Consider the following 16,108-nt stretch of genomic DNA (forward strand, 5'->3'; position numbering starts at 1 on the left):
CAATTAGAATACCATTTCGCTCCAGGAATTTCTCATTTTAAATTCACTTTTTAATAATGAGAACATTATTGAGTTTTTAAACGTTCCATCAATTAAAAAATTTTGTCGAAGTATTCCTTCTTTTTTAAATCCCAGCTTTTTATAAAGTTTTATTGATGCAGTATGCTCTGTATAAATCTGAGCTTCAATCCTATTTAAGTTAAGTTTATTAAATGCAAACCATAAAACTGGTTGCATTGCTTCTGTCATAATTCCCTGTTTCCAAAAAGATTTCCTTAAAAAAGTACCCACCGAAGCATATTTGTGTTTCATATCAGGATGCAAAGAAATATCTCCAATTACTTTATGACTTTGTTTATCCTGAACTGCCCAGAATATCATTTTACCCTCTGAACTTGCTTCAGTTACAGTTTTAATAAATAACAATGTGTCATCAAGAGTTTTATGTGGATCGGGACCTGCCCACTTCATAACATCCTCATCACTATACCAACTAAATGCATCGTGAGCAAACCTAGCCGAATAACGAATTAAACGAACTCTGTGAGTTTCAAATTCGGTAAATGGAAGTTTTGAATTATTCATAATGGTAATATTTAGTTACCCTTTTTTAATGTTTCCAATTCTTCGTTTAATTGTTCCCACTCCCCCATTTTTTTCTCCAAATTTAGCTTTATTTCGTTATATCTTTCAAAAACTTTTGGATCTGAAGCTACTTTTTTAAATTCCTCAGGATTAATCAATATCTCATCCATCTTTTGCATTTCAAGTTCGAGTTCACCTATCTCTTTCTCACATTGTGCAACTTTATTTTCTGCCTTTTTTAATAGTTTATCAAATTCTTTTTTCTGAGCAAATCTTTGTTTATTATCTTCTTTTGCTGAAGTTGGCTTTGCAAGCTTCACCTGAACTTTTTTTCTATTAAGTTCATTAAGTGTTTCAACTTTCTTGCTTGCCAAAAACTCCCAGATATTATTGGAATATTCTTTTAACTTTTTATCCTTTACTTCAACAATTCTTGTAACAAGACCATCTAAGAAATCACGATCATGAGATACAATTAACAACGTGCCATCATATTTTTGTAGTGCTTCTTTTAAAACCTCTTTTGATATCATATCAAGATGGTTTGTAGGTTCATCAAGAATTAGTAAATTAACAGGTTCAAGTAAAAGTTTAGCCAAAGCAAGTCTACTGCATTCGCCACCAGAAAGCACTTTAACTTTTTTATCAACATCTTCACCACTAAAAAGAAAAGCACCTAAAATTCTTCTGATCTTTGTTCTTACTTCACCAACTGCGATATCGTCTATAGATTGTAAAACAGTTCTATCTTTATCTAAAATCTGATCCTGATTCTGTGCATAATATCCAATTTTTACCTGATAACCACATGTTCCGGTTCCTTCGAATTCAAGTTCCCCTTTTATCATTCTCATTAAAGTAGTCTTGCCTTCACCGTTTCTACCAACTAACGCCAGCTTATCACCTCTTTCGATAATTAAATCAACGTTTTTCAGTACTTCATTTGTACCGTAACTTTTAGAAACTTCTTTAAATTCATATACTACAGAACCTGATCGCGGAGAAGGCGGAAAAGCAATATTCATTGACGACACATCTTCCTGATCTACTTCAATTCTTTCTACTTTATCTAATTGTTTTATTCTTGATTGAACCTGAACAGATTTTGTAGCTTTATATCTAAAACGCTCAATAAATTTTTCAGTATCATCAATCATTTTCTGTTGATTCTTAAATGCTGATAGCTGCTGCTCACGACGTTCTTCACGCAATGCTACAAACTTAGAATAGGGAACTTTATAATCATATATCTTCCCTAATGAAAGTTCAACAGTGCGAGTTGTTACATGATCAAGAAAAGCTTTATCATGAGAAATTAATAACACAGCACCATTATATTCTTTTAAAAAATCTTCAATCCACTGAATTGCCTCAATATCTAGATGGTTTGTAGGTTCATCTAATAAAAAAACATCCGGCATTTGTAAAAGAATTTTGGCAAGTTCTATTCTCATTCTCCAACCACCACTAAATTCTGTTGTTTGCCGGGTAAAATCTGTACGCTTAAAACCAAGACCAATAAGAACTCTTTCAGTTTTCTCTTCTATATTGTTACCATCTAAATAAATCAACCTTTCATTAAGCTCTGACAGTTCAGTAGCTAATTGTATTGATTTATTTGAATTATCATCTACTAAAGAAGTAAGTTCATCATGTAATTCATCAATTCTTTTCTGAATATTGTTAACTTCTTTAAATGCAGTAATTGTTTCTTCCCAAACTGAAGTACTATCGCTATAATCTAATAATTGAGGCAAATATCCAATAGTTAAACCCGAAGGTTTACTTATTACGCCTTCATCTGGAGTAACTTCACCTATTATTAATTTAAAAAGTGTTGATTTTCCTGCGCCATTCCGACCAACTAATCCAACTCTGTCTTTTTGCGATACAAGAAAAGAAACTCCTTTAAAAAGCTCAAAACCACCAAATGAAAGGCTTACATTATCTAATGAGATCATTTATTTAATGTATTTTTCTGCAGACAAAAATGCTGAATGTATTCCTTCTGGCTTTGTTCCACCTGCTGTTGCAAAAAATGGTTGACCACCACCACCTCCATTTATCTCTTTTGAAATATCTTTTATAATATTTCCGGCATGTAGATTTCTTTCTTTTACAAGATTATCTGAAATAAATACAGCAACATGTGCTTTACCTTCAATTTCAGTTCCCATAACTAAAAATAAATTTTCAGTTTCTGCCTTTAACTGAAAGGCTATATCACGAAGCAAACTTAAATCAGGAATTGAAATTTTACAAAAAGCTGTATTTAATCCGTTTGATGATACAATTTGTTGTTTTATTTCATTTTTAATCTGAATAGATTTTTCTTTTAAAAATCCATCTAAAGATTTACTGAGTTTTTCATTATCTGCAATTAAAGACTCTACTGATTTCAAAATTTCTTTTGGATTTTTTAAAAGTTCTTTAATCTGTAACATCTGGCTTTCAATATTTTTGTAATATGTTACTGCTTTTTCTCCAGTGACTGCCTCTACTCTTCTTATACCAGTTGCAATTGATGCTTCAGATAAAATTTTAAATAATCCGATTTTTGCAGTATTTTCAACATGAGTACCACCGCAAAGTTCTATAGATTCTCCAAATTTAATAACACGCACATGATCTTCATATTTTTCGCTAAAAAGTGCCATTGCACCTAATTCCTTAGCCTCTTCTATTGGAATACTTCTGCTTTCTGTTAATACGATTCCTTTTCTTATCATTTCATTTACTAGAACCTCTACTGCTTCTACTTCCTCAGCAGACATTTTCTGCATATGTGAAAAATCGAAACGAAGATGATCAGGTCCTACCAATGAGCCTTTTTGCTCAACATGATTTCCTAGTACTTTTCTTAATGCAAAATGTAATAAATGAGTTGCTGAATGATTTTCCTGAGTTCTGTTTCTTCTGGAATTATCAACTATAGCAACACATTCTCCAGAAAAACCATTAGGTAATTCATTTAATATGTGATTTGTTAAATTATTCTCTTTTTTTGTATCAACAACTTCTAATTTATTTCCATTCCATTCAATCCAGCCTGTGTCACCAAGCTGACCACCACTTTCACCATAAAAAGGAGTTTTAGCTAAAACAACCTGATAATAAGATTTTCCTTTTTGCTCTACTTTTCTGTATTTTATTATTTCTGTTGTTACAGAAGTTTCATCATATCCAACAAATTCTGTTTTTTCAATTTGCTTTAATATTGTCCAATCTCCTGTTTCGACTACTGATGCTGACCTTGAACGATCTTTTTGCTGTTTTAAACATTCGTCAAAACTTTTTGTATCAACAGAAAGTTCATTCTCACGAGCAAGAATTTGAGTTAAATCTAAAGGAAATCCGAATGTGTCAAATAATTCAAAAGCAAAATTTCCTGGAATAACTTTAGTTTTAGCAAGGTTATTTTTTTCTTTTAAAATATATCCTTCAAATTTCTGAATACCTGTTTCAAGAGTTCTTAAAAATGAAATTTCTTCTTCCTGAATTACTTTAGCAATAAAAGCCTTCTGGCTTTGCAATTCTTTAAAGTATTCTCCCATGTTTGACTCAAGAACTGCAACAAGCTTATAAATAAAAGGCTCGTTAAAACCTAAGAATGTATAACCATAACGAATTGCACGACGCAAAATTCTACGAATAACATAACCTGCACCGGTATTTGAAGGCAATTGACCATCAGCAATGGAGAAGGACACAGCACGCAAATGATCAGCAATTACACGCATTGCAATATCATCAGAAACTTTTACACCATATTTTTTATTTGACAGATTTCCAATTTCCGATATGATAGTTTGAAAAACATCAGTATCGTAATTTGATTTTTTATCTTGAACAACCATACACAATCGCTCGAATCCCATCCCAGTATCAACATGCTTTGCAGGTAATGATTCTAATGCACCATCTGCTTTACGATTAAACTGAATAAACACTAAGTTCCAAATTTCGATAACTAAGGAATGACCAGTATTTACAAGACTTGCACCAGGAACTTTATTTCTTTCACTATCATCACGTAAATCAATATGAATTTCTGAACATGGACCACAAGGGCCTGTATCACCCATTTCCCAGAAATTATCCTTTTTGTTACCAAAAATAATATGGTCTTCGGGCAAATATTTTTTCCAAAATTCTAAAGCTTCTTTATCAGCTTCGATATTCTCAGCTGGACTTCCTTCAAAAACGGTAGCATATAAATATCTTTTATCAATTTTTAATTTTTCAGTTAAAAATTCCCATGCCCAATCAATTGCTTCTTTTTTAAAATAATTACCAAACGACCAGTTTCCAAGCATTTCAAACATGGTATGATGATACGTATCATGACCAACTTCCTCTAAATCATTATGCTTTCCCGATACGCGAAGACATTTTTGTGAATTTGCAACACGAGGATATTTTGCTGGAGAATTTCCCAGAAATATATCTTTAAACTGGTTCATTCCTGCATTGGTAAACATTAAAGTAGGGTCATTCTTTACTACCATAGGTGCAGATGGAACAAATGCATGTTCCTTAGAATTAAAAAAATCGATAAATGCTTTGCGAATTTCTTTTGAGTTCATTTACTGTTATAAAAAAGGTTAAATAAAATTTTAGATTGCAAATTTAGATTTTTTACGCTAAATTTGTCATGCAACATGCAGTTTATCGAAAAACATTTATAAGAAATGTCTAAAATTAAATATAGATTTAATCCCGAAACACTCAGCTATCATAAAATTGAGATTGGCATAAGAAAAAGGCTAATCAGGTTGTTACCTTCAGTAATTTCAGCTTTTGTTTTTGCTTTGGCTGGTATAGTAATTTATACTTATACATTTGATTCACCTAAGGAACGTCAGTTAAAAAGAGAAAACAGACAACTTGCTGTTCAATATGAGATTCTGTTAAAAAAAATAAACCAAAGTGAAAATATTCTTGCAGATTTAAGATATCGCGATGATAATATTTACAGAACAATTTTTGAAGCAGAACCCATACCTGAGTCTATGCGAAATGCTGGATTTGGTGGTGCTAACCGATATGAAGAATTAGAAGGATATGATAATTCTGAATTAGTAATTTCTACTTCTAAAAGACTAGATAAACTTATGAAACAGATTACAATCCAATCTAAATCATATGACGAAATTGTAAAGTTAGCAAAGAGTAAAGAAAAATGGCTTGCTTGTATGCCGGCAATTGTACCAATATTAAATAAAGATCATTATAAATTTTTATCACATTTTGGAACAAGATATGATCCTGTTTATAAGAATACTGTTAAAATGCATGAAGGAATTGATTTAGCCGGCGCTACCGGAACCAATATCAGAGCAAGCGGTAATGGAGTTGTAAAATCAGCAGAATATTCAAAAGGCGGATATGGAAACGAAATTATTATAGATCATGGCTTTGGATATACAACAAGATATGCTCATTTAAGCAAAATATTAGTTCATACCGGACAAACGATTACACGTGGTGAAGTAATCGGAAAACTTGGAAGTACTGGTAAATCAACTGGTCCACATTTACATTATGAAGTAAGAAAAAATAAAATTGCATTAAATCCTATTCATTTCTTTTATCAGGACTTATCTCCTGCTGAATATGATAAGATGATTGAATTATCTGCTCAGGAAGGTGGTATTGCTCTTGATTAATCAGTTAAAATTTAAATTTAATAAGTTTATTAATAAATGGCACCATACAAAGAACCAAAAATAGAAAAAATCTTTTTCCCTATTGGTGAAGTTGCTGAAATGTTTAATGTAAATCAATCGTTAATAAGGTTTTGGGAAAAAGAGTTTGATATACTAAAACCACAGAAAAACAAAAAGGGAAATCGATTATTTACTAAACAGGATATAGAAAATCTAAGATTAATTTTTCATCTTGTTAAGGAAAGAGGAATGACACTAAATGGAGCCAAACAAAAACTAAAGAATAATATTGAAGATACTACCAAAAATTTTGAAGTAGTAAAGAAATTACAAAATATCAAATCACAACTTCTAAATATTAAGACTGAGTTAGACGAACTTAAATCGAACCAAGTACCTTCTTAACTCTAGTTCTTACAGCCATTGAGTTATCTTCCTTAACTAAATCTAAAACTGAAATAAGTTCATTTTTTAATAAAGGTTCGGCTTTACAAGCATTACATATTACATCAATTGCATATACTTTAATTGCTGGGTTCTCATTTTGAGAAACAATCCACTCAAAACATTGATTAATTAATAGTCCACTATCATTTAGGTTAATAATATCAGGCAATTCAGAAATTATTTTTAAAAAGCTCCTTCTTACTCCTTCTATTTTAGTGCTTAAAGTATAATTAACAAGATTCTGTAAATAAGGAGTAATTAACAAACTATTATTCTCTACACAAAACTGCACAGCTCTTGCAGCCCTCATACTTACAGGGTAAGGTTTTGTTAAACAATAGTCAAAAATAATTTTAAAATATTCTGGATTATCTCCAACTTCTCCGATAATAATTTCTGCTATAGCTCTAGAACTATCTGTTTCTAAAAGTTCAAGAAAATGTTTTTCGATTGATGGATTCATAAAAATCAATAATTCATAGAATTTTATTATTTTGCAATAAAATTAAATTATAATTTTCATAAACTAATATAATTAATGAAGAAAGTTTTTTTTCTTATTTTCACAATAATTATCAATTTTAGTTTAAACGCTCAATCAACTATAACTGATAGTTTATTGAAAATTGTTAAGACCTCTAAAAATAATATCGAAAAAACTAACGCCTTAAATTCATTATTTATACATTATGAATTTGACGATACAATAAAAGCAAAACAATATCTTATTTCAGCATTTGAATTGGCAAACAAAATAAATTATGTTGAAGGGAAAGCTGTATCATATACTCAATTTGGTTTTTACTATGAGGACCATGGTGACTTTAACAAAGCATTACATTATTACAATCTTTCTTTAAAAGAATATACATTTTTAAAAGAGTCTAAAGTTACTTCAATTTCATTAGTCGGCGAGAATGGGATTGCAGGATGTTATATCAATATGGGTAACGCTTTTATTTACTTATCAAATTACCCACTTGCGTTAAATAATTATCAGAATGCTTTAAAAATTTATGAAAAAATAGTTCTTAAACAAAGTGGAAAAATTATTAAAGATAAAATTGCATCATGTAATAACAACATTGGTAATATTCATTTTTATCAAGCAAACTATAATCTAGCTTTAAATTATTATAAAAAGTCGTTACAAATAAATGAAGAAACCAAAAACAAGAATGGGGTCGGACAATGCTACGTTAATATAGGTGCAACTTTACTTCAACTGCATAATGATTCATTAGCATTAGAATATGAGAATAAAGCATTATTAATTCACAATGAACTCGGAAACAAAAACGATGCTGCTAATTGTTATTTAAACATCGGTGACATTTATTTAAAATGGGGAAAATTTAATTTGGCAATAGATTTTTTTCAAAAGGCATATGACATAAGTATGGAGGCTGGTAATAAGAGTATGTTATCATCTGTTTCGGGAAGTTTATCCACATGCTATTTGAAAATAAATAAAAATAAAGAAGCGATAGAATATGCTCATAAAAGTTTAACAATTGCAAAGGAAACAGGTTCTTTAGAAAGACAGAAAGCAGCATATACAAATCTCTCTATCGCATATGAAGATATTGGAAAAATCAAAGAAGCTTTAGAATATTATAAATTAGAAAGAATTTTTAATGATAGCACATATAATAAAGAAAAGCTTTCACAGCTTTCAGAAATGGAAGCTATTTATCAAAATGATAAAAAAGAAAAAGAAATTGAGTTATTAAATAAGAATAAAATTTTACAAGACAAAGAAATAGAAAAACAAACACTTTTAAGAAATTCATTCATTATTGGATTTATTTTAATATTTGTTATTGCTGTAATAATACTGGTTTTTGCATTAATTATTTTAAGATATTATCGACAGAAAAGAAAAATAAATCAAATATTAACAATAAAGAATATTGAAATCGAACAACAGAAAGAAGAGCTTCTTACTCAAAGTGAGATGCTTATAGAGACTAACACATTATTGGAAAATAGAAACCTCCTTATAACTGATAGTATCAGATACGCCAAACAAATTCAGGATGCAATTTTACCTTCTGAAGAATTCATAAAACAATACTTTCAGGAATCATTTATATTTTTTAAACCCAAAGACATAGTTAGCGGAGATTTTTACTGGTTTACAACAACAGAAGATTATATTTTTATTGCTGTTGTAGACTGTACAGGACATGGTGTTCCTGGTGCTTTTATGAGTATGATTGGAAACACACTATTAAATCAAATAATAATTCAGAAAGGAACATATAATCCCGAAAAAATATTAACAAAGCTTGATGAAGGTGTAAGTTACTCATTACTTAACCAAGGAAATAAACAACATGCACAAGATGATGGAATGGAAATATCGCTTTGTAGAATAGATAAGAAAAATAAAGAATTACAAATAGCATGTACAAATCAACTCGCAATTGTTATAAAAGATAATGAGTTCATTGAAATAGAAAACAACATACACTCAATTGGTGGAAGTTTAAGTAAAAACAAATCATACAAAACTCAAAAAATTAATTATAACACTGAAGCTCTGGTATATTTATTTACTGATGGATTTCAAGATCAGTTTGGAGGCTCATATAACAATAAGTACCTTTCAAAACAAATAAAAGAATTAATCGCTTCTAATAAAAACAAAACTATCAGCGAACAAAAAACCATTTTTGAAACTTCATTAAAAGAATGGATGGGTAATAACGTGCAGGTTGATGATATAACAATTGTTGGAATAAAAATTTAAAATCAAATTTATGCGTAAAACACATCACAGTGAAACTTCAGAAAAAACTTTACCAGCAGTTCGTAAATATTATCCCAATGCAATAAATATAGATAAAATTACTGATGAACTTTTTGCTATATTCAAATCAGAACTTGGTTTAAAACCAAATCAGATTATTCATGCCGATAGTATATGCAGTGATGACGTTAACAATATAGAGTATCCCGAACATGCCAGACAAATGCTTGGTCCATTTAATTTAGGTGGATTATGTGGCTTTCCTTTCACAGGAGTTACAGGAATTACTGCCTTTGCACATCATGTTCCTAAAAATGGTGCCGTAATGATTTATTATGGTCCACATATAGGTGTTTCAAAACAAGGTGAAGTCGGAAAGTTATTAAGAGTAGGACAAAACATACATTCTTCCTGTTGCGGAGCAGTAAATGCAGCAATTAAAAAACTTTTCAAAAACGAAATCAAAAAAGATGAAATTACTGAATTAGATTATCAGCAAAATATAATTGAACAAATTTTATTATTAAATAAAGAAAAGATTAAAAATGCTGAGCATCCTATTTTTGAAGCAACAGAAGTTTTATATAATGCTATTGAAGATCGCATAAATGAGTTAGCCACTAAGACAGATTATCCTTGTAAGCACATTATTCTAGTTGGTGGAATTATTATTAATTCTGATTACGATGCAGGCTCATATTTTGAATGCAGAACTTTTAAGATTATTGATACCGAAACAGACAGAATTAAAGACGTGTTATCCCTAATCAATGTTTCATAAACAATTGTTCAAAAGAAAAAATATTAAATTTCAAAAAGCATTATAACTTTAATTCAACAGAAATATTAAAGACTGTACTTAACATATGATTTAGAGAAAAATAACATAACAACTGCATAAACAATAATTTAACTTATTAAATTATCAATAATAGATATTTAAAAACATAGTTTTAATTTTACAACCACACACTTAAAGAACCATAGCTCATAATATCAAACACATACAAATAAAGTATTTACATTAAGTTTTAATTATTTGTGAAAATAAAACTTGGATTCTTTTTAAATTACTTTAGACATTAACTAAATACCAATTACTTACATTAATATAATTTTCGAAAATATGCTTTGCAACTTAAATTGTATTTTCAATTATTATTATTTATAATTTTGAATCCTTTTTAAAACTTAAAAAACTTAGTAATTATGACTATCAGTTTGATTGGAAGAGGAGTTTGCGAATCTGCAACGTTAAAATTAAACGAAACCTTTTCAATTCTAAAAGCCAAAGGCGAACCTGTAATACATTTAGGTGGCGGTGAGCCAAAATGCAAAGCACCTTTTGATGCTTTAACAACTGCAGCAGGACTGCTTAATTCAGGCGAAATAAGATATGCACCTGTTGACGGAACTGTAGAAATGAAACAAGCTATTATCCGTTATACATATGAGTTTTATGGAAGAAAAGTAACACCTGAAAATGTAATAGCTTCAAGTGGTGCAAAACAAGCAATTATGGTAGCAATGCAAGCCATTTTAAATCCTCAGGATGAAGTTATTTTTATGGCTCCATTCTATGTTAGCTATCCTGAAATGATTAAACTTTGTGGTGGAATTCCAGTACCAACATATGCTGAAGATGGCACATTCTACCCAACAATTCAAGACGTTACAAGAAATGTAACATCCTATACTAAATTAATTATTATTAATAGTCCAAATAACCCAACCGGTGCTATTTATTCTGCTGATTTTATTAAACAAGTAGTTGAATTCTGCGAAGAAAAAGGTATTTACCTAATGATGGACGATATTTATCATCGTTTAATTTTTGACAACAAAAAAGTTGTTAATCCTTTTGATTTTACTAATAAAGATTTAGAAAATTCTAAACTTATTATTATTAATGGAGTTTCTAAACAATATGCTATGACTGGTTTCAGAATTGGTTGGGCAGTTGCAAATAAGAAACTTATAAAAGTTATGTCAAACATTCAGGGACATCAAACTTCTGGTCCATCAATTTTATTACAAAAAGCTGCTATTGGTGCAATCAATGGCTTACAGTCATATGTTGAAAGTTTAAGAATAACATTAGAAAACAATAGAAATGTTTTAATGCAGTATTTAAGAACTATGGACGGTTTAAAAATTACTGTACCTGATGGAACATTTTACTCTTTTATAGATTTTAGTGCATATTATAAAGATTCTACAGCATTATCAAAGCTTTTACTTGATAAAGTTAGAGTTTTAACAGTTCCAGGTATTGAATTTGGTGCCGAAGGTCATTTAAGAATTTCATTCTGTGGCTCAATTAAAGACATTACAGAAGGTGTTGAAAGAATTAAATGGGCTATTGATCCAAGTTCTTCGAATGAATTATTTATTGGTCAGCGTAAATTAATCAGAGACTGGAAAAACTAGTTAACTATTTAACCAAAATCATTATAATTAAAGTGAGATTACATAAAGAAATACCTCACAAACAAATAACTTAAAAAATAACAATTGTGGCTAAATATTTAGAATTTGAAACTCCTGCACAAAAACAAGCAGCAGAATTTAAAAGCGAATACGGACTAAAAAATCACGGTTTAGTTCATCTTGACAGAGTTTTCTGGAATTTACCTGAAGCAGCTTTATATGAAGAAGCTATTTTTCGTGGTGAGGGTAAATTAGTTACAGGCGGAGCTTTTCTTGTTCACACAGGAAAATGGACTGCCAGAGCAGCTAATGACAAATACTTTGTAAGCGAAAATTCAACCGATGAGCATATTGACTGGGGTAAAAACAACCGTCCGATTTGTCAGGAAAAATTTAATGGAATACTTCATAGAATGCAAGCTTTTCTTCAGGGTGAAGAGCTTTTTGTTCAGGATGTATATGCTGGAGCTGATCCTAATTACAGACTTGGGATTAGAGTAATTACAGATAAAGCTTGGCAAAGTCTTTTTGTCAGAAATGTTTTAATTACTGAGCCAGATCCTAACAAATTAAAAACATTTATTCCTGATTTTACTATTATTGTTTCACCATCCTTTAAACTTGATCCAAGAATTGATGGAACTCAAACAGAAACCGGAATAATTATCGATTTTTCTAAAAAAGTTGCAATTATTGCTAACTCGTGTTATGCAGGCGAAATAAAGAAAAGTGTTTTCACAATAATGAATTATTTATTGCCTTTGCAGGATGTAATGGCAATGCATTGCTCTGCAAACGTTGGGAATGCTGGTGATGTTGCATTATTTTTTGGTTTGAGCGGAACCGGAAAAACTACTTTATCTGCAGATCCAAATCGTCAATTAATTGGTGATGACGAGCATGGATGGAGTGATAATTCAGTTTTTAATTTTGAAGGCGGTTGTTATGCAAAAGCAATTCGCTTATCACAAGAACAAGAACCAGAAATTCACGCATGTACACATCGCTTTGGTACCATACTAGAAAATGTAGTTTTCGATAAAGCATCACGTATTATTGACTTAGATGATGAAATCATTACTGAAAATACACGTATGTCCTACCCTCTTCACTTTATTCCAAATGCAGTAAAGGAGAAAATGGTTTATAAACAGCCTAAAAATATTATATTTTTAACATGTGATGCTCAAGGCGTTATGCCTCCTATCGCTAGATTAAACCCTGAACAGGCTATATACCATTTTATTAGTGGCTACACTTCTAAAATTGCAGGAACTGAACTTGGTTTGGGAATTGAACCTGAAATAACATTCTCTGCTTGTTTTGGTGCACCATTTATGGTACATCACCCATATTTTTACGCTAACTTACTTAGACAAAAAATGGAAAAAAACAATGCAACAGTTTGGTTAGTTAATACCGGATGGGTTGGTGGAAAATTTGGAATTGGTAAACGTATTAGCATACGCCATACAAGAAATATGTTAAATGCAGCTCTTGATGGAAAGCTTGACAATATTGAATTCCGCACTGATAAAGTATTTGGATTTGAAGTTCCTTTATCATGTCCAGGTGTTCCTGATGATGTTTTCGAACCATCAAATGCTTGGGGTAATAAAGATGAATACTGGAGAAAATTTGAAGATTTAGCATCTCGATATATTGAGAATTTTAAAATGTATCAGGAAGACGTACCACAAGAAATTATTAATGCTGGACCAAAGCGTCTGAATTAATAAAACAAAAAAGACCATAAAAAAAGAGAAGCATACTTTATGCTTCTCTTTTTTTTGTTTAAATAACAAACTACATTACTACCCATCTCAAATATTAGGTTTTAAAACATAAAATAAGTAATTTTATATTTTAAATTTCTAAAATAAATGAAGATTATACTCGCAATAATACTCTCAATTACAGCACTTCTAAAAACAGAACTTGTTCTTTCAAATAACAGTCCTACACAAATTGACAGTTTAATTTCTGTTTTGAATAACTCTAAAGCTGATACAACTAAGGCAAGGTTAATGAATATTATTGCTGCAAAACTTATATTCTCAGATTCGCAAAAAGCAATTGAATACGCAAATAAAGCTCTTAATCTTAGTATAAAAAATCACAATATTGTTGAGCAAGGTGCTGCATATAATTCCATCGGAACATTTTTCTATTTAAAAAAAGAACTTGACTCTGCTTTATATTACTATCATAAAGCCAGAAAATTATTTGATTTATCTAATGAAAAGAACAGATCTACAAAATCACTAATGAATATTGCTGTAGTTTATTCAGAAAAGAGTGATTATAATAAAGCCATTAAATACAATCAGGAAGCATTAAAAATAAAAATATCACTAAAAGATTCTATTGGAATAGCAACAATATACAATAATCTTGGAAATTGTTATAACTTAATGGGCGATGTTAATAATGCTATGACTAACTTTTTAAAAAGTATTAATATATATGAAAAACTTGACGATAAAAATGGCTTATCTACTGCATATTACAATTTAAGTTCAGTAAATTATTATAAAGAAAGTTATGATATAGCATTAAAATATTGTGATCAATCTTTAAAAATAAGAGAAGAAATAAATAACCCATACGGTATTGCATATTCTCTTTTACTTAAAGGTGCTATTTATGAACGTACAAAGGATTATCAGAAAGCAATAGAATGTTTTAACAAATCTTTAAAAATTGAAAGAGAATTAAGCGACAAACAAGGAATTGCAAGTGTCTTAACAAATTTATCAAGGGTTTATCAATCACAAAACAAATATGATCTTGCAAAAAAAATGAGCATTGAAGCATTAAGCATATGTCGTGAAACCGGAATAGTAAGATTAGAATCTTCAATATTAAGTGATTTAGCTGCATTAGAGAGCAACTCCGGCAATCCAAAGGCAGCCTTAACATACTACAATCAATCATTAACACTTGCAAGAAACAATGGAAATAAGGCTGAAGCAAGAGATGCATTAAGCGGATTATCTGATGTATACTCTCAATTAAAAGATTATAAAAATGCTTACGAATATCATAGAATGTTTTTATTTTTAAAAGACTCATTATTTAACGAAGAAAAAAATAAGCAATTGGCAGAAATGGATGCCAAATATCAAAGCGAAAAAAAAGAAAAAGAAATACAGCTTTTAAATAAAAATAAAGAACTACAAAAAGTTGAAATTGAGAAAAAACAGGCACAAGTAAATAAGCAACGTCTAATAATTTTTGGTTTTATTGGGGTATTTGTTATTATTATTGTTTTTTCGTTTATAATACTACGTTTATATAATCAAAAGAAAAAAGCAAATTTTATTCTGGCAAATAAAAATGAAGAAATACTTCAGAAAAATGAAGAAATAACTGCGCAACGTGATGAAATTGAAGCGCAACGTGATGAAATATCAAATCAACATTCTATTGTAACAATACAAAAGGAAAAAATAGAAGAAATACACAAAGAAATTACAGACAGCATCCAATATGCTAGACGCATACAAAGAGCTACCTTACCTAAAACTGAAACTCTTAAATCTCATTTTACAGATTCATTTTTATTATTTAAACCAAGAGACATTGTTAGTGGTGACTTTTATTGGATTGCAGAAGTTGAAAATCATCTTATTGTTACAGTTGCTGATTGTACTGGTCACGGTGTGCCAGGAGCTTTTATGAGCATGCTTGGAATGTCAATACTTAAAGAGGTAGTAATTAAAGAATATATAACTCACCCTTCGTTAATTTTAAAAAGATTAAGAAAAGAAATTATTAATGCCCTTCAGCAAAAAGGGGAATTTGGAGAGCAGAAGGATGGAATGGATATGGCACTTATTAGCATTGACCTTTCTACTAACATACTACAATTTGCAGGAGCAAATAATCCATTATACATTGTTACAAACAATGAATTAATAGAATTAAAAGGCGATAAGATGCCTATTGCAATTCATGAACACATGGAAGCATATACAACACAAGAATTTTCTTTAAAAAAGGGAGAATGCTTATATTTGCTTAGCGATGGTTTTGAAGATCAGTTTGGCGGTCCAAACAATAAAAAATTCAAATCTAAGCCTTTAAAAGAATTATTATGCTCGATATCTGAATTACCTCTTGAAGATCAAAAAAATGAACTTGAACAAGAGTTAATTAAATGGATGGGAACTAATGAACAAATAGATGATATAACTATATTAGGAATTAAAATATAGTT

General features: G+C 30.0%; 11 protein-coding genes. 7 read left to right on the plus strand and 4 right to left on the minus strand.

What is annotated here, in order from left to right:
- Window positions 1-3: 3 nt before the first annotated feature.
- From HY951_09925 to alaS, 3 genes are read right to left on the minus strand one after another with little or no spacing between them, the layout of a single operon-like run.
- A complete protein-coding gene (locus HY951_09925) occupies window positions 4-585 on the minus strand; it encodes a GNAT family N-acetyltransferase (GenBank protein ID MBI5540363.1) in 582 nt (193 codons plus the stop codon).
- 11 nt (window positions 586-596) lie between these two features.
- Window positions 597-2,546 carry an ABC-F family ATP-binding cassette domain-containing protein gene (locus HY951_09930; GenBank protein MBI5540364.1) on the minus strand — a complete coding sequence of 650 codons (1,950 nt, stop codon included), beginning with the start codon at window positions 2,544-2,546 and terminating at the stop codon, window positions 597-599.
- Window positions 2,547-5,171: an alanine--tRNA ligase gene (alaS, locus tag HY951_09935; GenBank protein MBI5540365.1), complete on the minus strand. Its 2,625-nt coding sequence runs from the start codon at window positions 5,169-5,171 to the stop codon at window positions 2,547-2,549.
- A gap of 105 nt (window positions 5,172-5,276) precedes the next feature.
- On the opposite strand from alaS, the gene HY951_09940 reads away from it, so the two are divergent.
- Together HY951_09940 and HY951_09945 are read left to right on the plus strand one after the other, a co-directional pair.
- Entirely contained in the window at window positions 5,277-6,254 is a 978-nt protein-coding gene (locus tag HY951_09940; protein MBI5540366.1) for a M23 family metallopeptidase, read from the plus strand.
- Between the two features lie 36 nt (window positions 6,255-6,290).
- The gene (locus HY951_09945) at window positions 6,291-6,659 is read left to right on the plus strand and encodes a MerR family transcriptional regulator (GenBank protein MBI5540367.1); all 369 of its coding nucleotides are present in this window, start codon (window positions 6,291-6,293) and stop codon (window positions 6,657-6,659) included.
- Here the strand turns inward: HY951_09945 and HY951_09950 are convergent.
- Window positions 6,634-7,164, minus strand: coding sequence for a hypothetical protein (locus tag HY951_09950; protein ID MBI5540368.1), 531 nt, complete (start codon window positions 7,162-7,164; stop codon window positions 6,634-6,636). The genes HY951_09945 and HY951_09950 overlap by 26 nt on opposite strands.
- Before the next feature lie 75 nt (window positions 7,165-7,239).
- On the opposite strand from HY951_09950, the gene HY951_09955 reads away from it, so the two are divergent.
- The 5 genes from HY951_09955 to HY951_09975 all read left to right on the plus strand — a co-directional run bounded on the left by HY951_09955 (window position 7,240) and on the right by HY951_09975 (window position 16,106).
- Entirely contained in the window at window positions 7,240-9,456 is a 2,217-nt protein-coding gene (locus HY951_09955; GenBank protein ID MBI5540369.1) for a tetratricopeptide repeat protein, read from the plus strand.
- Window positions 9,457-9,466: 10 nt separating this feature from the next.
- Window positions 9,467-10,237: a hypothetical protein gene (locus HY951_09960; GenBank protein ID MBI5540370.1), complete on the plus strand. Its 771-nt coding sequence runs from the start codon at window positions 9,467-9,469 to the stop codon at window positions 10,235-10,237.
- A 428-nt stretch (window positions 10,238-10,665) separates the two neighbouring features.
- Window positions 10,666-11,886 carry an aminotransferase class I/II-fold pyridoxal phosphate-dependent enzyme gene (locus HY951_09965; protein ID MBI5540371.1) on the plus strand — a complete coding sequence of 407 codons (1,221 nt, stop codon included), beginning with the start codon at window positions 10,666-10,668 and terminating at the stop codon, window positions 11,884-11,886.
- Between the two features lie 86 nt (window positions 11,887-11,972).
- Window positions 11,973-13,622, plus strand: a complete 1,650-nt coding sequence (gene pckA / locus HY951_09970) for a phosphoenolpyruvate carboxykinase (ATP) (protein MBI5540372.1) — start codon at window positions 11,973-11,975, stop codon at window positions 13,620-13,622.
- A 147-nt stretch (window positions 13,623-13,769) separates the two neighbouring features.
- Entirely contained in the window at window positions 13,770-16,106 is a 2,337-nt protein-coding gene (locus tag HY951_09975) for a tetratricopeptide repeat protein (GenBank protein MBI5540373.1), read from the plus strand.
- Window positions 16,107-16,108 lie beyond the last annotated feature (2 nt).

It is taken from the genome of Bacteroidia bacterium (assembly GCA_016218155.1).
Lineage (GTDB): Bacteria > Bacteroidota > Bacteroidia > Bacteroidales > GWA2-32-17 > GWA2-32-17.

Bases quoted from the DNA above. Each gene is read 5' to 3' on its own strand.
- HY951_09945 (MBI5540367.1), top strand. From the start codon at position 6,291: ATGGCACCATACAAAGAACCAAAAATAGAAAAAATCTTTTTCCCTATT.
- HY951_09930 (MBI5540364.1), bottom strand. From the start codon at position 2,546: ATGATCTCATTAGATAATGTAAGCCTTTCATTTGGTGGTTTTGAGCTT.
- HY951_09940 (MBI5540366.1), top strand. From the start codon at position 5,277: ATGTCTAAAATTAAATATAGATTTAATCCCGAAACACTCAGCTATCAT.
- HY951_09965 (MBI5540371.1), top strand. From the start codon at position 10,666: ATGACTATCAGTTTGATTGGAAGAGGAGTTTGCGAATCTGCAACGTTA.
- alaS (MBI5540365.1), bottom strand. From the start codon at position 5,171: ATGAACTCAAAAGAAATTCGCAAAGCATTTATCGATTTTTTTAATTCT.
- HY951_09925 (MBI5540363.1), bottom strand. From the start codon at position 585: ATGAATAATTCAAAACTTCCATTTACCGAATTTGAAACTCACAGAGTT.
- HY951_09955 (MBI5540369.1), top strand. From the start codon at position 7,240: ATGAAGAAAGTTTTTTTTCTTATTTTCACAATAATTATCAATTTTAGT.
- HY951_09960 (MBI5540370.1), top strand. From the start codon at position 9,467: ATGCGTAAAACACATCACAGTGAAACTTCAGAAAAAACTTTACCAGCA.
- HY951_09975 (MBI5540373.1), top strand. From the start codon at position 13,770: ATGAAGATTATACTCGCAATAATACTCTCAATTACAGCACTTCTAAAA.
- HY951_09950 (MBI5540368.1), bottom strand. From the start codon at position 7,164: ATGAATCCATCAATCGAAAAACATTTTCTTGAACTTTTAGAAACAGAT.